The sequence below is a fragment of the Mesorhizobium sp. M0019 genome (assembly GCF_040323975.1).
Classification (GTDB): Bacteria; Pseudomonadota; Alphaproteobacteria; order Rhizobiales; family Rhizobiaceae; genus Mesorhizobium.
This window is the reverse complement of record NZ_JAMYVK010000007.1, coordinates 54,141-69,962: the sequence shown is the minus strand read 5'-3', so window position 1 is coordinate 69,962 and position 15,822 is coordinate 54,141. Positions and strand designations below refer to the sequence as shown.

20 protein-coding genes and 1 tRNA gene are annotated in these 15,822 nt (G+C 61.9%); 6 read left to right on the top strand and 15 right to left on the bottom strand.

Annotated elements, in window-relative coordinates; genetic code table 11:
• Positions 1 to 3: 3 nt before the first annotated feature.
• The 3 genes from NKK47_RS07635 (at position 4) to NKK47_RS07625 (ending at position 1,445) form a co-directional block, all read left to right on the top strand.
• Positions 4 to 80: transfer RNA gene (locus NKK47_RS07635), tRNA-Pro, on the top strand.
• A 790-nt stretch (positions 81 to 870) separates the two neighbouring features.
• A complete protein-coding gene (locus tag NKK47_RS07630) occupies positions 871 to 1,104 on the top strand; it encodes a hypothetical protein (protein ID WP_352456595.1) in 234 nt (77 codons plus the stop codon).
• A gap of 146 nt (positions 1,105 to 1,250) precedes the next feature.
• The gene (locus tag NKK47_RS07625) at positions 1,251 to 1,445 is read left to right on the top strand and encodes a hypothetical protein (RefSeq protein WP_023674517.1); all 195 of its coding nucleotides are present in this window, start codon (positions 1,251 to 1,253) and stop codon (positions 1,443 to 1,445) included.
• A gap of 38 nt (positions 1,446 to 1,483) precedes the next feature.
• On the opposite strand, the gene NKK47_RS07620 is transcribed toward NKK47_RS07625, so the two are convergent.
• Entirely contained in the window at positions 1,484 to 1,942 is a 459-nt protein-coding gene (locus NKK47_RS07620; RefSeq protein ID WP_352456594.1) for a YbaK/EbsC family protein, read from the bottom strand.
• Positions 1,943 to 2,061: 119 nt separating this feature from the next.
• Positions 2,062 to 2,340 carry a helix-turn-helix domain-containing protein gene (locus tag NKK47_RS07615; protein ID WP_352456593.1) on the bottom strand — a complete coding sequence of 93 codons (279 nt, stop codon included), beginning with the start codon at positions 2,338 to 2,340 and terminating at the stop codon, positions 2,062 to 2,064.
• A 317-nt stretch (positions 2,341 to 2,657) separates the two neighbouring features.
• On the opposite strand from NKK47_RS07615, the gene NKK47_RS07610 reads away from it, so the two are divergent.
• Positions 2,658 to 2,849, top strand: coding sequence for a hypothetical protein (locus NKK47_RS07610; RefSeq protein WP_023674514.1), 192 nt, complete (start codon positions 2,658 to 2,660; stop codon positions 2,847 to 2,849).
• Between the two features lie 126 nt (positions 2,850 to 2,975).
• On the opposite strand, the gene NKK47_RS07605 is transcribed toward NKK47_RS07610, so the two are convergent.
• The 7 genes from NKK47_RS07605 to NKK47_RS07575 all read right to left on the bottom strand — a co-directional run bounded on the left by NKK47_RS07605 (position 2,976) and on the right by NKK47_RS07575 (position 7,911).
• Positions 2,976 to 3,317: a hypothetical protein gene (locus NKK47_RS07605; RefSeq protein WP_352575916.1), complete on the bottom strand. Its 342-nt coding sequence runs from the start codon at positions 3,315 to 3,317 to the stop codon at positions 2,976 to 2,978.
• 74 nt (positions 3,318 to 3,391) lie between these two features.
• Positions 3,392 to 3,934, bottom strand: coding sequence for a MerR family transcriptional regulator (locus NKK47_RS07600; protein WP_352575914.1), 543 nt, complete (start codon positions 3,932 to 3,934; stop codon positions 3,392 to 3,394).
• A gap of 245 nt (positions 3,935 to 4,179) precedes the next feature.
• Positions 4,180 to 4,503 (bottom strand): integration host factor subunit alpha, encoded by a 324-nt coding sequence (locus NKK47_RS07595; RefSeq protein WP_023717292.1) that lies wholly within the window; start codon positions 4,501 to 4,503, stop codon positions 4,180 to 4,182.
• A 104-nt stretch (positions 4,504 to 4,607) separates the two neighbouring features.
• Positions 4,608 to 5,579: a beta-ketoacyl-ACP synthase III gene (locus tag NKK47_RS07590; RefSeq protein WP_352575912.1), complete on the bottom strand. Its 972-nt coding sequence runs from the start codon at positions 5,577 to 5,579 to the stop codon at positions 4,608 to 4,610.
• Positions 5,580 to 5,588: 9 nt separating this feature from the next.
• Positions 5,589 to 6,659 (bottom strand): phosphate acyltransferase PlsX, encoded by a 1,071-nt coding sequence (gene plsX, locus NKK47_RS07585; RefSeq protein ID WP_352449317.1) that lies wholly within the window; start codon positions 6,657 to 6,659, stop codon positions 5,589 to 5,591.
• A 123-nt stretch (positions 6,660 to 6,782) separates the two neighbouring features.
• Positions 6,783 to 7,331: a YceD family protein gene (locus tag NKK47_RS07580; RefSeq protein WP_352575910.1), complete on the bottom strand. Its 549-nt coding sequence runs from the start codon at positions 7,329 to 7,331 to the stop codon at positions 6,783 to 6,785.
• Between the two features lie 40 nt (positions 7,332 to 7,371).
• Positions 7,372 to 7,911, bottom strand: a complete 540-nt coding sequence (locus tag NKK47_RS07575; RefSeq protein WP_023674506.1) for a ubiquinol-cytochrome C chaperone family protein — start codon at positions 7,909 to 7,911, stop codon at positions 7,372 to 7,374.
• 114 nt (positions 7,912 to 8,025) lie between these two features.
• On the opposite strand from NKK47_RS07575, the gene NKK47_RS07570 reads away from it, so the two are divergent.
• Positions 8,026 to 8,559 carry an outer membrane protein assembly factor BamE gene (locus NKK47_RS07570; protein WP_023674505.1) on the top strand — a complete coding sequence of 178 codons (534 nt, stop codon included), beginning with the start codon at positions 8,026 to 8,028 and terminating at the stop codon, positions 8,557 to 8,559.
• A 124-nt stretch (positions 8,560 to 8,683) separates the two neighbouring features.
• Here the strand turns inward: NKK47_RS07570 and NKK47_RS07565 are convergent, their stop codons facing one another.
• Together NKK47_RS07565 and NKK47_RS07560 are read right to left on the bottom strand one after the other, a co-directional pair.
• Positions 8,684 to 10,825, bottom strand: coding sequence for a sodium-translocating pyrophosphatase (locus tag NKK47_RS07565; RefSeq protein ID WP_352575908.1), 2,142 nt, complete (start codon positions 10,823 to 10,825; stop codon positions 8,684 to 8,686).
• 254 nt (positions 10,826 to 11,079) lie between these two features.
• Positions 11,080 to 11,580: a DUF2165 family protein gene (locus tag NKK47_RS07560; protein ID WP_352575906.1), complete on the bottom strand. Its 501-nt coding sequence runs from the start codon at positions 11,578 to 11,580 to the stop codon at positions 11,080 to 11,082.
• A gap of 79 nt (positions 11,581 to 11,659) precedes the next feature.
• Here NKK47_RS07560 and NKK47_RS07555 point away from each other — a divergent pair, with 79 nt between their 5' ends.
• Positions 11,660 to 11,893: a hypothetical protein gene (locus NKK47_RS07555; protein ID WP_352575904.1), complete on the top strand. Its 234-nt coding sequence runs from the start codon at positions 11,660 to 11,662 to the stop codon at positions 11,891 to 11,893.
• A 27-nt stretch (positions 11,894 to 11,920) separates the two neighbouring features.
• On the opposite strand, the gene NKK47_RS07550 is transcribed toward NKK47_RS07555, so the two are convergent.
• Genes NKK47_RS07550 through osmF form a run of 4 tightly spaced genes read right to left on the bottom strand, consistent with a single transcriptional unit; the run spans position 11,921 to position 15,732 of the window.
• Positions 11,921 to 12,670: an ABC transporter permease gene (locus tag NKK47_RS07550; RefSeq protein WP_352575903.1), complete on the bottom strand. Its 750-nt coding sequence runs from the start codon at positions 12,668 to 12,670 to the stop codon at positions 11,921 to 11,923.
• Positions 12,667 to 13,605, bottom strand: a complete 939-nt coding sequence (locus NKK47_RS07545) for an ABC transporter ATP-binding protein (protein WP_023674500.1) — start codon at positions 13,603 to 13,605, stop codon at positions 12,667 to 12,669. The genes NKK47_RS07550 and NKK47_RS07545 overlap by 4 nt, the downstream gene beginning before the upstream one ends.
• Positions 13,602 to 14,777 (bottom strand): ABC transporter permease, encoded by a 1,176-nt coding sequence (locus NKK47_RS07540; protein WP_352575901.1) that lies wholly within the window; start codon positions 14,775 to 14,777, stop codon positions 13,602 to 13,604. The genes NKK47_RS07545 and NKK47_RS07540 overlap by 4 nt, the downstream gene beginning before the upstream one ends.
• Positions 14,778 to 14,820: 43 nt before the next feature.
• Positions 14,821 to 15,732, bottom strand: a complete 912-nt coding sequence (gene osmF, locus NKK47_RS07535) for a glycine betaine ABC transporter substrate-binding protein OsmF (RefSeq protein WP_352575899.1) — start codon at positions 15,730 to 15,732, stop codon at positions 14,821 to 14,823.
• Positions 15,733 to 15,822 lie beyond the last annotated feature (90 nt).

Here is a 15,822-nt window from a genome sequence, read left to right as displayed (position 1 = left end):
GTCCGGAGTGTAGCGCAGCCCGGTAGCGCACTTGACTGGGGGTCAAGGGGTCGTCGGTTCGAATCCGGCCACTCCGACCATTAAAATCCAAAGGCTTAGCCAGTTTTCCCCCAAACTGGCTGTACAGACAATAGCCGCACTGCAGCCAGCGCAACATACGCGGGCGCGTGATCTCATCGAGGAATCGATCACGCATCACTCGTGCGCGAGGCACGGAGGCTGGCGTCTAGCCAGAAGCCCACCGAGAAACCGCGCGGTAATGGCTAGGTAAGCTTTGCTGAGTACGCCAACCTTTATCGTGAGCCCGTATTCCAGCTTCAATAAGAAAAGGTCCCGCCGCACATGCCAGAACGGCGGGACTCGATCAGGCGCCTTGCATCAGGCAGGGGTGACTCGGGGGTTGGGCATGCCCGGTGCGCGCGGATCGTAGTGAACCCTAGGCGCATCAGCTGCAATGCGTCCACCAACCGTCGGTTGGAAAGAACTAATTCAATCCCGACGGCTGGCCTGGCCTGAACAGGCGCGCGCTCAAGGCTCAGTTTCTTCCCGGGGAGGAGCTTTTTGGTCAGGACAATCAGGATAGGGCAATTCTTCACACGGAGAGGGCCTGTCGCCAACGCTGCGATAATGTTCCGCGAGTTTTGCGAAGCCGTAGGCGAAGGCGAAAAGAAGCGCGAGGACAACCGCTATTCGGACGGCCATACCGTATTGTAGCAGGATCCTCCCATTGGAGCGCGCGGCGTTTTGGTACGTTTGAATGTTGAGTTCGAAAAAGGTTGGCTGTAGTTGAATTGCCGTCGTCCGCAGTTGTAAGGGCGAGCGGACGCTTCGAAGATGCCACCGGCTTTCGCCCTTTCCGGGAGAGATGCAATGTCGCTTCAAGGGGTTGCCTGTCCTGCCGATCTGACCATGTTGACCAAGGCACTCGATGCCCGATGCCGTGAACTAGGCCTCGCCGATGGAGATCCAGGCAGAGAAGTGCTCGGCCGCAGGGTGATGGATTTATTTGAAAGTGGTCAGCTCAGTGCCGAAGATTTGAGACTGGCTCTGAGCGGCGAGATCTTTAACGCCAAAAATCCTCCGGCCGGAGCCAGTGGGCTTTGATACGGCAAGCGGCTATCCGCGCAACCATTTGAATTACTGGCCCAGCGTCGGCTTCCGTGTGCGCAAGAGCGCGTGTGAACAAATGTGATTTTGCGGTCGGTGCCAGACGGGCTAACTTTACCCATCGAACGAAAGAGGAGAATATCATGAAGACATTCCTCGCAATAGCCGCGGCACTGACCATGTCCATATCAGCTGCCTCTGCGGATTGCCCCGCGCATTCCAAGGTCCAGGCATCGGTCGACACGCAGACGAAGACAGCAAGCGTCGAGAAGGCCGATATGTCGACTGTCACGGACGCTCAGACGATCAAGAAAGAAGAGCCACAGAAGACCGAGTAGCGGTAACGCTCAGCGGATCCCACGACCCGGATAAATGGCTACTGGCACACATCCACCCACTCGGCGTCGACGAGTTCGGCCAGACGTTGCGGGCTGAGCCGTACGGCGGCATTCGTCGCGCCTGCCGCCGGGACGACCTCGTCAAAGGCGCGCAGCGAGATGTCGCAGTAGACCGGGAGCGGCGCCGGTAGGCCGAACGGGCACACCCCACCGACGGGATGATCGGTCGCGGCGAGCACCTGCTCGGCGTCCAGCATTCGCGCCTTGCCACCAAACCGGTCCTTGAATTTGCGATTGTCCAGCCTGGAGATCCCGCTGGCCACGATCAGCATCGTCTGGTCGCCGGCGCGCAAGCAGATCGTCTTGGCAATCTGCGCCGGCGCTACGCCATGCGCTTCGGCGGCCAAAGGCACCGTCGCCGAGCTTGCCTCCGTGACGATGACATCAATTTCGGGCGCGTGTGCGGCGAAAAAGGCGCGAACGGATTCGAGGCTCATCTCCAGCAATTTCCGTCTGGCGTCGCCGTGGCGGCCGGCAAGTCCACTACGTGGCCGAAAAAACGAAGCCCGCCAGGGCGACCCATGGCGAGCTCGTGGAATAAACGCATGGCACGCCGCTACGACACGGATCGCCTTTTGGCAGGCAACACGACTTCGTCAAACAGAGCGCTTTCCGGAAGTTGAAGCGCGGAGGCAATACGCCGACGTTTCGAGGGATCGGCATCCTTGCCGCTTTCAATGTCGGCAATCTCATAGGCTGCCAGCCCGCACGCCAGGGACAGCTCTTCGATGCTGTATCCACGGGCTTCCCGGGCGGTTCGGACGGCACTGCGTTCAGGCGTAACCGCGCTCGCCGCCAGTTCGGAGTAAGGTTCGCGTTTTGCTATTTGGGGCATTGGCAACTCCGTGGGATGAAAGAGTTAGATCAAATCATGTTGTTGCCTGAGACGATCGGGAGAATGCCCGCTCGCCGGTGATTTGCCAAGCATCAAAGATAGCGTCACGGCATCGTGAACCGACGCCGGAATGAATGGCGGATGCCGGCGCGCCGACATCTGGCCGGTTCGTCAGCAGACACAGTTCGGAAACAAAATTCTACAGGCCGGAAAAACTGCCGAAAAACTCCAAGGCGATAGTCCCAACCGCAGCGCTCGAGTCACCGACCTGAATCAGTGACGCTCAAATTCCGCCTGCGCAAAAAGGAAACGATGTCATGAAGAAGCCTCTTCTCTCCGCCCTTGGACTTGCAATCGCACTTGCCCTCTCGATGCCGATCATCGGCGCAAGCAGCGCGAATGCAACGACGATGCACACCACCGTCAAGAAGCATCACCGCCATCACTACCATCACCGCGTCCACCACTACCGCCACCATCACAAGAAGGTTGTCGCGAAGAAGTACTGAAAACACCCTCGGGCGAACAACCCGCAATCAGGCGTTCTGGTGCTTGATCAAGGGCGGCGCGCTTGCCGGGCTTTCCGTGTCGGCGAAAAATGGCGGCGGTCCGCTGACCACCGCCATTTGCTTATCTCAACGTGCCGATCTTGAACGCGCTCGCGGTGCTTGTTGCTGCCGGCCGCCGAGGAACAGACTGGCGACGAGCCCGACCAGAACCAGCCCGACAGCGGCCGCCGTCGCCGGGTGATCTCGGGCGGTCTTCTCGATCGCCCGGCCTTGCCTTCTGATTGCCGGCAAGGCGTCGCCGAGGCGCTCAGTGATATCCGAATAATAATCCGACGCGGTATCGCGCCCGTCTTCGTAAAAGGCGCCGCCCCGCTTTAACACGGCTTTCTTCAAGGTGGCCAGTTCCCTGGTCAGGGTCGCGACCTGTTTGTCCAGATCGGTGTCGGAGATGCTCGAAAGCGATGCCATGACGTGCTTCCTTCATCTGTAGAAGGAAGCCTAACGCATGACCCTGAAGACCGTTCCGGTCAGCCCGGCGGGCTCTAGCGAACCTGATCGAGCAGGCGCTTGCATTCCAGCAGGTCGAACAGCGCCTCCTGCAGCAATGCGCGATTGTCACGGGAAAGTTTTGACGTGTCCGGCGGAACCGGACCTTCCTCGTCGGTCTTGCCTATACCGAAAAAACGACGGCTGGGTTTCACCCTCGGCTGGCCAACCAGCATTTCGTCGTCCGTGCCGCGCGGCTGCGCCGCTTGCGTCAGCGGTACCGTGTCGGCCTGCCGGCGCTGCGAGATCGCCTCGACCGCCGCCATGTCGCCACTGCCGACGGCGATCAGAAACTGGTTGCCGTTCTCGCGCAACAGCTTCTGCACGCCCTTGATCGTATAGCCCTGGTCGTAGAGCATATGACGAATACCCTTGATCAGTTCGACGTCCTGCGGACGGTAGTAGCGGCGGCCGCCGCCGCGCTTCATCGGCTTGATCTGGTTGAAACGCGTCTCCCAGAAGCGCAGCACGTGCTGCGGCAAATCCAGATCCTCCGCGACCTCGCTGATGGTGCGGAAAGCATCAGGGCTCTTGTCCATGGACGAAACCTCACGCTAGAGCATGATCGCGAAAGGCGGGAACCGGGTTCGGGCGACATCACGCTTAACAAAGAGAGCAGCTTTCCGCCCCGGCGGAACGGATCACACCCAAATACCGATCCGGCCTACCGAATCGCATCTTATTTCAGCGGTTTATGAAACAATATTCAAGCCCGGCGCAAAAGCAGGGTTCGCTTTTCAACCGAAGCCTGGAGCATGATTCTTGGCAAAGGGGGATTGGACGGCTACTTGCTGCCCTTGGCTTTGCTGTTTTGATGGGAGCGCAGGATACGGTTCTTCAGCACGTTCGACGACTTGAAGGTCATCACCCGGCGCGGCAGGATCGGCACTTCCTCACCGGTCTTGGGATTGCGCCCGATGCGCTCGTTTTTGGAGCGGACGTGGAAGGTCGCGAAGGACGACAGCTTCACCGTCTCGCCGCGAACGATCGCCTCGCAGATCTCATTCAGCACCGCCTCGACAAGCTCGGCCGATTCAGTACGTGACAGCCCAACCTTGCGGTAAACGGCTTCGGCGAGGTCGGCGCGCGTAAGTGTCTTTCCCCCCATACGAACCGTCCCATCAGCTCAAAAACATAAATCGATACAAGCAACGGCAGAACCTAAGTAATTGATCCGTCAAGGTCAAGGACCCGAACCCGATAGTTCGGCACTTACCAGCGGAGCAGGACGGCACCCCAGGTGAAGCCGCCGCCCATCGCCTCGAGCAGTACCAGGTCACCCTTTTTGATGCGACCATCGGCGACGGCTGCGGACAGTGCCAGCGGCACGGAAGCCGCCGAGGTATTACCGTGCAAATCGACGGTCACCACCACCTTCCGCTGCTCTATCCCGAGCTTTTTGGCCGAAGCGTCAATAATTCGTTTATTGGCTTGATGCGGCACGAACCAGTCGAGATCGGCGGCGCAAATGCCGACCTGTGCGAACGTCGCCTCGATGACGTCGGTGATCATGCCGACCGCATGCTTGAACACTTCGCGGCCTTCCATCCTGAGGTGCCCGACCGTTCCGGTGGTCGACGGCCCACCGTCGACAAAAAGCTTGTCCTTGTGGATGCCGTCGGAGCGCAGGCTGGCCGCCAGAACGCCTCGGTCGGCGATGCCGCCTGCCCCCGTGCCTGCTTCCAGCACCATCGCGCCGGCGCCGTCGCCGAACAAAACGCAGGTCGAGCGGTCGTTCCAGTCGAGAATACGCGAAAATGTTTCCGAGCCAATCACCAGTACCCGTCTGGCCAAGCCGCCGCGGATATAGAGGTCCGCGGTCGTCACTGCATAGACGAAGCCGGAGCAGACCGCCTGCAGGTCGAAGGCAAAACCGTGGTGCATGCCGAGCCGGTTCTGGATCTCGACCGCGGTCGCGGGAAAGGTGTTGTTGGGCGTCGAGGTCGCCAGCACGATCACGTCGATGTCGTCAGCCGTCAGGCCGGCGCTGTCGAGGGCCGCGCGCGCTGCCGCCTCGCCCAGCGAGGCCGTCGTCTCGTCGTCGGCCGCAATGTGGCGCTGGCGAATGCCGGTGCGCTGGACGATCCACTCGTCCGACGTCTCGACCATGCCTTCGAAATCGGCATTCTTCATAATGCGGCGGGGCAGCGCGGCGCCCGTGCCGCGCACGACGGATCTGATCAATGCTCTTTCCTATTCCTTTGCGTCGATGACGACGTCGGATTTCCGGATTGTCTGGGCATTCGGATTGCGGGCATGGAACAGGTCGAGATCGGCTTCGATGCGGTCAAGCAGATTGTTGCGCACCATGTCGTAGCCAAGCTCGATCGCCGCCGCGAAGCCATCCGAATCAGCCCCGCCATGGCTCTTCACCACGATGCCGTTCAATCCGAGGAAGACGCCGCCATTGGAGCGGCCGACATCCATCTTCTCGCGCAGGCGATCGAAGGCGGTCTTGGCGAAGATATAGCCGATCCTGGCCATCAGCGTCCGGTTCATCGCCGCGCGTAGATAGCCGGCGATCTGCCTGACGGTGCCTTCCGCCGTCTTCAGCGCGATGTTGCCGGCAAATCCTTCGGTAACGACGACGTCGACACTGCCCTTGCCGATGTCGTCACCCTCGACAAAGCCATGGTAGTTCATCGAGGCCATGTTGGCCTCGCGCAACATACGACCCGCCTCCTTGACCTCTTCCTGGCCCTTGATCTCCTCGACGCCGACATTGAGCAGGCCGACGCTCGGCCGTTCGATGCCGAAAACCGAGCGCGCCATGCCGGTGCCCAAAATGGCAAAATCAACCAGTTGATGCGCATCCGCGCCAATGGTGGCGCCGACGTCCAGCACCACGCTCTCGCCGCGCAATGTCGGCCAGAGCGCCGCGATTGCCGGGCGATCGATGGTCGCCATGGTGCGAAGGCAGAATCTGGACATTGCCATCAGCGCGCCGGTATTGCCGGCCGAGATGCAGGCGTCGGCAGTGCCTGCCTTGACCGCCTCGACGGCCTTCCACATCGATGACTTCCAGCGGCCATGGCGCAGCGCCTGGCTCGGCTTGTCGTCCATCCGCACTGCGATCTCGCAGTGGATGAACTCGCTCACTTCCGCCAGCTTGGGGAATTTGGCGAGTTCGGGCCGTACCACTTCTTCGCGCCCATAAATGACGAAGCGTATATCCGGACGGCGGGTGGCGACAGTCATGAGCGCCGGGATGACCACGCTTGGCCCGTGATCGCCGCCCATGGCATCGATGGAAATCCTGATCACGCGGTGTTCATCTCACGGTTGCTTGGCCAGCGGGCTTGCCAAGGTGCGGGGCTCGCGAAGGTTCGGCGAAAATAACGGTTTTGGGCTGCCGCACAACCAACTTTTCTCAAATTGGGTCAGCTATCAGGATTTTCCCAACAGTGATCTGAGCTTTTGCTGGAATTCATTCTCCACAGGCTCGGCATCGCCGGCGGCCTGCAGCGATACACCCGGCTTGCGCGGATATGGATCGATCGCCAAGCCAAAGAACTGCTCGGCAAGCGCCCCGACGTCGATCGCATCGCCGGAAAAGGTTTCCGGGCTGTCCGGGCCTTCGGCGTCGAGCAGGATCTCACCGCCGCCGTCGAAACCTTGCCGCCCGAGCTTGGATTGCTCCGGCAGGAACAGCGCTTCGACCGGCTCATCGATATGCGCCTCGACCGGGTCGAGGGTGACGATGCAGGCCTGCGTTATATCGGCCTCGACATGACCGCTGACTTTCACGCCGTTGCGCTTCCAGGGCTCGACCAGGAGTTCGGCGCGATAGTTCTCGACCGAAAGCAGCTCGTGCTCGACGGCCAGCAGGGCGCGCTGCCCAGCGTCGGCATCGATGACCACCGGCAGCCCCTTTTGCGGCAGCCGGGCGACATTTGCCAGGAATGACACTGGGCTGTGGGTATCAGGGTGTTTCATCTTCGCCTCCACTTCGCCACCTTCATCGGCCAGCCGTCGCTCAAGCGTTGGCCACGGGAAATGCCACCGTTCCGGAAACGATCGATTCGGTCGGCTGTTCCGCGAGTTGCCTTGATGCATCGGCGGCATAGAGTGCCAGTTGCGACGCTTGCGGCCAGGCGCCGGCATCCGGCCTGACATTGCGGGCAAGGGCGGCGGCGAGTGCATCATGGTCATTTCGTTGCAGCGCATCATCATAGGCGGCGGTACGGCCATAGAACATCTTCGCCAGTTTCCGCATTCGCTTCGGCACACCGACGTCGCCAATGCCCAATTCACGCAACGAATGTTCGACATCCATGAAGAACTCGTCGATCAGCACCTGCGCAACCTCTGCCGCAGCACCGCCCTCGCCGCGCAACCGGTGCTGGAACAGGAACATGTGCAACGACAGCATCTCGAAGCGGCCGAGCGGCGTGTCCGGGACGTTCCAGGCGGAATAAAACACCGTTTGCCGCGCCGCCGCCACGATTTGTGCGTAAAGCGCCTCGGTGATGGCGCGGTTGGCATGTCGTTCGCGGCCAAAGAGGCGCTGGAACATTTGAGGGTGGTCTCCCGGGACCGTTTGTTGAAGTGGCCTTGTTGCATCGGCAAGCAAGCTGGTTTACCGGTTTTGCGGCCCAGCGCAAGTTGCGGCCAGCTTATGGAGTTGTAGTTGCGCGCGCTGAAATTCAAGTCGACTTTCCTGCCCAGGCCCGGCGGTGCGGTTTCGCTGCTGGTGATCGCTGCGGCACTTTCCGCCTGCAATTCGTCCAAGATGATCGGCGATCTCAATCCGAGCGAGACGCTGACGCAAGGCTACGTCATCGACCAGCAGGCGATCGACCTGGTGCCGGTCGGCTCAAGCCGCGAACAGGTGCTGCTGGCGCTCGGCACTCCCTCGACGAAGGCGACCTTCGATAACGAGGCCTTTTATTACATTTCTCAGACGCGCAAGCGCTATGTCGCCTTCGACAAGCCGCGGCTGGTCGACCAACATGTGCTGGCGGTCTATTTTGGCGATGACGGGCGCGTCACCCAGATCGCCAATTACGGCTTGAAGGACGGCAAGGTGTTCGACTTCATCTCGCGCACCACGCCGACCGGCGGCAAGGACCAGAACTTCCTCAGCCAGATCATCAGTGGCGCCAGCAAGCTGGCGCCTGGTGTTCCCGGCGCCAGCGGCGGCAGCACGCTCGGCGGCACCTGATCCACCCGAGGGTGTCGGCTTCCTTCCGTTCCTTTCGCTTCCCTGTAAGCGGCATATCTCAGGCAATGAAAAACCCGCGGGAGCGATCCCGCGGGTTTTTGTCTTAAGGCCATAGCGACCGAGCTTAGCCGTGCGCGAGAACGGCCAGCAACAGCAGCGCGACGATGTTGGTGATCTTGATCGCCGGGTTGACCGCTGGGCCGGCAGTATCCTTGTAGGGATCGCCGACCGTGTCGCCGGTCACCGAGGCCTTGTGCGCTTCGGAGCCCTTGAGGTGCTTGAGGCCGTCCTTGTCGACGAAACCGTCTTCGAACGACTTCTTGGCGTTGTCCCAGGCGCCGCCGCCGGAGGTCATCGAGATGGCAACGAACAGGCCGTTGACGATGACGCCGAGCAGCGAGGCGCCGAGCGCGGCAAAGGCGGATGCCTTCGAACCGGAGATCAGGAGGACGCCGAAATAGACCACCAGCGGCGCCAGCACCGGCAGCAATGACGGAACGATCATCTCCCGGATCGCTGCCTTGGTCAGAAGGTCGACGGCGCGCGCATAGTTCGGCTTCGAGGTGCCGGCCATGATGCCCGGATCCTCGCGGAACTGCTTGCGCACCTCCTGGACGATAGCACCCGCGGCGCGGCCGACGGCGGTCATGGCGATGCCGCCGAACAGATACGGGATCAGGCCACCGAAGATCAGGCCGGCGACGACGTAAGGATTGGAGAGGTCGAAGGAGACGTCGCCCATGCCCTGGAAGTACGGGTATTTGTCGCCATTGGCGGCAAAGAACTTCAGGTCGTTAGAGTAGGCCGCGAACAGCACCAGCGCGCCGAGGCCGGCCGAGCCGATGGCGTAGCCCTTGGTTACCGCCTTGGTGGTGTTGCCGACAGCGTCAAGCGCGTCTGTGGACTGGCGCACTTCTTTGGGCAGGCCGGCCATTTCGGCAATGCCGCCGGCATTGTCGGTGACCGGGCCGAAGGCATCGAGCGCGACGATCATGCCGGCGAGGCCAAGCATCGTCGTCACCGCGATCGCCGTGCCATAGAGACCGGCGAGCTGGTATGTCGAGATGATGCCGCCGACGATGACGATCGCCGGCAACGCCGTCGCTTCCAGCGAGACCGCGAGGCCCTGGATGACGTTGGTGCCGTGACCGGTGACCGAGGCCTGGGCGATGGAGTTCACCGGACGCTTGCTGGTGCCGGTATAGTATTCGGTGATCACCACGATGAGTCCGGTCACCACAAGGCCGACCAGGCCGCAGATGAACAGGTTCGTGCCGGTGATGGCCATGCCGGCGACAGTACCGATCTCACCCCAGCCGATGCATGCCGAGGTGGCCACGGCAAGGCCGACAATCGACAGCAAGCCGGTGACGATAAGGCCCTTGTAGAGCGCGCCCATGATCGAGCCGCTGGAACCGAGCTTGACGAAGAAGGTGCCGACGATCGAGGTGAGAATGCAGGCGCCGCAGATGGCCAGCGGATAGAGCATGGCCGCGCCGAGAACGGCGGTGCCACCGAAGAAGATGGCGGCGAGGACCATGGTGGCGACGACGGTCACCGCATAGGTCTCGAACAGGTCGGCGGCCATGCCGGCGCAATCGCCGACATTGTCGCCGACATTGTCGGCGATGGTGGCCGGATTGCGTGGATCGTCTTCGGGAATGCCGGCTTCAACCTTGCCGACGAGATCGCCGCCGACGTCGGCGCCCTTGGTGAAGATCCCGCCGCCGAGACGGGCGAAGATCGAGATCAGCGAGGCGCCGAAGCCGAGCGAAACAAGCGAGTCGATGACGACGCGATCGTCGGGCTGCAGACCCATGAACTGGGTCAGGATCAGGTAGTAGATCGAGACGCCGAGCAGGGCCAGGCCAGCAACCAGCATGCCAGTGATGGCGCCCGACTTGAAGGCGATCTCGAGGCCGGCAGCGAGGCTGTTGGAAGCCGCCTGCGCAGTGCGCACATTGGCGCGCACCGAGACGTGCATACCGATGAAGCCAGCGGCGCCCGATAGAACGGCGCCGATCAGGAAGCCGATGGCGGCGGTGATCGAAAGCAGCCACCAGGCGAGCAGCAGGACCACGACGCCGACGATGGCGATAGTGGTGTACTGGCGCGCCAGATAGGCCTGCGCGCCTTCGCGGATGGCCGCGGAAATTTCCTGCATGCGTGCATTGCCCTGATCGGCCGCGAGGACCGAACGTGTCGCCCAGATGGCGTAAAGGACTGAAAGCAGACCGCAGGCGATGACAGCTGAAATTATGGTCATTGCCGAATTTTCCTCGATTGGTGGCCCAAAAGAACCCCTCCCCGGGCCGTTGAGACAGGGACGAATTTTCCGCAACCGGAATCCGTCCCTTCGCAGCGGCTTATGCGAAACAGGGCTCGGAACGTCAAGATATTGTTCCGTTCCTGTCCGGCTTTCGCCCAAAAGATCCCGGGTTTCGTCCAAAAGGCTGGACGGCAGTGTGCGCCTGTCGACACTGCCATCCGGTTAGATCGGTTGAAATCGACGAACGGCGGTCAGGCTTTACGCGGGTCGCCGTCCGGCTGGACGACGAAGACCAGCACCACCAGCATGGTCATGTAGAATTTGAACGCCGCCTCCTGACCATTCCAAATCGAAGACTGCCACATGGCGAACCACTCGCCGCCAATGACCATGAAGCCGAAATACCAAACAAGGAAACCCATGGTGGCGGCTATGATGACGAACTTCTTGGCATCGTTGAATGCCTGTCCGCTGGCTTTGCGCGCCTGCCAGAGTTGCCAGGCGGCGATTAGGTAAAGCAGGCAGGTCAGCGCCTCGCCAATGATGATCAGCCAGTAGCCAGCCGTCCACAGCGACGGGTTGGTGATCGAGCGGTACATCAGTGCATTGCCGGGAAAGGTCGTGTCCATGCTCAGCACATGCTGGACAAAGGCGAAGTTTGAGCCGTAATCGGTGATGTTGCCGAAGGCGACGAGGAAGGCGAAAGCCGCCAGACACAAACACATGACGATCTTGGAGAAACGCGCGGTCATGGCAAGAACTCCTGCTGAAAGATCGGGGCATCGCACTCATCAATCGCCGAGTCCCGAAGATCGCGCAACGGGTGGGCCAGTGATCATCGTGCTCACAGCCATTGCGAGACATTATGCCGGCAAGCAAGACATTGCCGAGACTGTCGAAGCCCTCGATCTCGACAGTGATTGCGCGGTGGGCGACTTGGTCTCTGTGGTTAGGGCCGACACACACCACGATTTCGCCATCATCCGCCGCCGCTGGATCACCGGCGAGACGGGCACAACGCTGGAACTGACGCTCGATCATCCGACGCGGTCGACCGGCCACTGAAAAAAGAGCGAACTTCGCCCCGAGACGCTACTCGGGCTCGCGTCCCATGCGCCGGGCGGTATAGCGCTCGACCGCCGACAGCCCGTCATAGATCAGCACGGCAAGGGCGGCGACGATCAGGCCACCCTGCAGGATGAAGGCGAGGTTGTTCGACAGCAGGCCTGCGATGATCACCTCGCCCAGTGTCCTCGCCGCTACCGTCGAGCCGATGGTCGCGGTGGCGAGGCTGATCACCACCGACAGCCGGATACCACCGAGAATGATCGGCGCGCTGAGCGGCAGCTCGACCTTGATCAGTCTTTGCCAGCCAGTCATGCCGGCGCCACGCGCCGCCTCGACGACGTTGGCCGGCAGCGTCGTCAGGCCGGTCAGCGCATTCTCAAAGATCGGCAGCAGTCCGTAGAGAAACAGCGCAATCAGCGTCGGCTTTTCGCCGAAGCCGACTGCCGGCACGGCAAGCGCCAGCACCGCCACCGGCGGAAACGTTTGGCCGATATTGACCAGGCTGCGCGACAGCGGCAGGAATTCGGCGCCGGCTGGCCTGGTGACCAGAATGGCGAGCGCGACCGCAACGATCGTCGCGGCAACCGTCGCGATCAGCACGGTCCGCAGATGCAGCAGCGTCAACGTCAAAAGGCTGCCCTGATTGTAGATTACCGGCGCGTTGTTCTCTGTCAGCGGCTTCAGCAGCGGTTCGAACCAGCCGGGATTGGTGACGAAGGCAATAAGCACTACTACCAAGGCCAGCCTGAGCAGCGACGGAAGCCAGGCTTTCATGCCGGCCTCGCCGCACGCTTAACCAGCCCGTCCACAGTGACGCGGCCAAGCGATTTGCCGTCAGAATCTTTCACCGGAAGTGCCGGGCGGCCCGACCACAGGAGTTCGGCCAACGCGTCGCGTTGGCTGGCGTCACCGGGGATCGCCTCGCCTTCGGCCGTGCCTTTTTCCACCGCGTCGCGCACCCGGCCAAGCGACAACAGCCGGAACGGTTTTTCACTGGCGCCAACCAGGGTCTCGACAAACGCGCTGGCCGGTTTCGCCAGTATCTCGGCCGGCGCGGCATATTGCACTACTTTGCCGCCATCCATCACCGCGATCTTATCGCCCATGTGAACGGCCTCTTCCATGTCATGGGTGACGAGGATGATGGTGGTGCCGAAGCGTTTCTGGATCGCCAGCAGATCCTCCTGCGCCTTGTTGCGGATGATCGGGTCGAGCGCGCCGAACGGCTCATCCATCAACAGCACGTTGGGTTCCGCGGCAAGCGCCCGGGCGACGCCGACGCGTTGCTGCTGGCCGCCGGAAAGCTCATGCGGATAGCGTGGCCCGTAGGCTTGCGGGTCGAGCTGGTATAGCGTCATCAGCTCGTCGACGCGGGCCTTGATGCGGTTGGCGCCCCAGCCGAGCAATACCGGCACAGTGGCGATGTTCTGCGCCACCGTGCGATGCGGAAACAGGCCGTGGCCCTGGATGGCATAGCCGATGCTGCGACGCAGCTCATAATCCGGGACCGAGCGGTTGTCGACGCCGTCGAGCTTGATCACGCCCGATGTCGGCTCGACCAGCCGGTTGATCATGCGAAGCAGCGTCGTCTTGCCGGAGCCAGAGGTGCCGACGATGACGGCGATGCTGCGCGGCTCGATTACTATCGACACGTCGTCGACGACTGTCGTCTCGCCGTAGCGCTTGGTGATGCCTTCGATCTCGATCATGCCGTTTCAACCCTGCGCTTGCTGGCGCTCATTTCGATCACTGCATCGAGGATGATGGCAGCGGCGAAGGCCAGCACCACCGTGGGAACAGCACCGAGCAGCACCAGGTCCATCGCCGTCTGGCCGACCCCCTGGAATACGAACACGCCAAAGCCGCCGCCGCCGATCAACGCGGCAATTGTGGCGAGGCCGATATTCTGCACCAGCACGATGCGGATGCCGGTGAGGATCACCGGGAAAGCCAGCGGAAACTCGACGCCGAACAGCCGCTGGCGGTCGGTCATGCCCATGCCGCGCGCTGCGTCGTTGGCGGCACGCGGCACACCGGCGAGGCCGACCACGGTGTTGGCCACTACCGGCAGCAGCGAATAGAGGAACAAAGCGACGAAAGCCGGCGCCGTGCCGATGCCGCGAATGCCGAGCGCGGCAGCTCCCGGCACATGCGAAGCGACCCAGCCGAGCGGTGCGATCAAGAGGCCGAACAGCGCAATCGAAGGAATGGTCTGGATGATGTTCAGCACGTTGAGCACACCGGCCCGCAATTTCGCGACGCGGTGGCAGAGGATGCCGAGCGGCAGGCCGATGATCACCGCTGCCGCCAGCGAACCCAGCGCCAGCGTCACATGCTTGGAGCCTTCCGCCCAAAAACTATCGGAGCGATTGAAATATTCCTTGAGGATCGACAGGCTGTTCCAGCTTCCCGAGACGAGCAGCAGGCCGATCGCCGCGGCGGCGACAACAAGCACGCCGATCCGTGCCTGCGGCGACAGGTTCAGCCGCGTAAGCACGTCGGCGAGCAGAAGCGTGAAGGCGAAGATAAGCAGCCAAAAGCCCGAAGCCGGCGAGATACGGGCGAAGGTGTTGCCGGCAGGTGTCAGGAAACTGCCGGCGACGCCGATCAGCAGCGCCAGCGCTGCAAGCGCAACCACACTGGCGGCGAGGCGCAGAACAAGCGGCGTTTTCAGCAGCGCAATGAGCGCCGCTGCGACAACAATCGCCATCAACAGCGGACCGACCGTCGCAGGCAAAGATTCGAGGATCGAGCGCGCCTCGCCGGGTACAATGCGATTGGCGCGGAAGGTGGCGAATGGTGCCGCAAAAGCCGCATAGGCTGATATCGCCGCGATGACCACGCCGAGCTTGTCGAACCGGATGCGCACGCCCTCCCCCATCGGCCGATCCGGCGCACCTCGAAAGCGGCGCGCCGGAATCGCCTTACTTGAGGAAGCCGTTCTTTTTCAAAAAGTCCTCGGCGACGCCCTTGACCGGCTCGCCGCCAACCTGCACGCGGCCATTCAACTCCTGCAGCGTGACGAGATCGAGCTTGGCGAAGACCGGCTTCAGCAGCGTCTCGATTTCGGGATGCTCCTTCAGCACCGCCTCGCGGATGATCGGCGCCGGCTGGTAGACCGGCTGCACACCCTTGTCGTCCTCAAGCACGACGAGGCCGGAGGGCGCGATGCCGCCGTCGGTGCCATAGACCATGGCGGCGTTGGCGCCGTTGGTCTGGTTGGCTGCGGCGGCAATGGTGGCCGCCGTGTCGCCGCCGGACAGCGTGATCAACTGGTCCGGCTTCAGCGTGAAGCCATACGTCTTCTGGAAAGCGGGCAGCGCGGCCGCCGAATTGACGAACTCGGCGGAGGCCGCCAGCACCACCTTGCCGGCGCCCGAGACATATTTGCCGAAGTCGGAAAGGGTGACGAGCTTATTGGTATCGGCGACCTCCTTGCGTAGGGCGATCGCCCAGGTGTTGTTGGCCGGTGACGGTGACAGCCAGACGATCTTGTTGGCGTCGTAGTCGAGCTTCTTGGCAGTCTCGTAGGCCTTGGCGGCGTCTTTCCACACCGGATCGTCGGCCTTCTCGAAGAAGAAGGCGGCGTTGCCGGTGTATTCCGGATAGATGTCGATCTCGCCGGCTGTAATCGCCTTGCGCACCACAGGTGTGCCGCCGAGTTGGATCCGGTCGGTGGTCTGGATATTATTGGCGTTCAGCACCAGCTGGATGATATTGCCGAGCACGCCGCCCTCGGTGTCGATCTTCGACGACACCACCACCTGGGCACTCGCCGAGGCCAACCCAATTCCGAGCGCTAGTACAGCGCCGGCCAGAACCTTGATTGAAAACATCTCACAAATCCCTTGCTGTGAACCGGAATACGGCTGCCGCATATGAGCATGGCTTCGATGCCCCGTCGGGGTACACGGTTTCATAAGAAG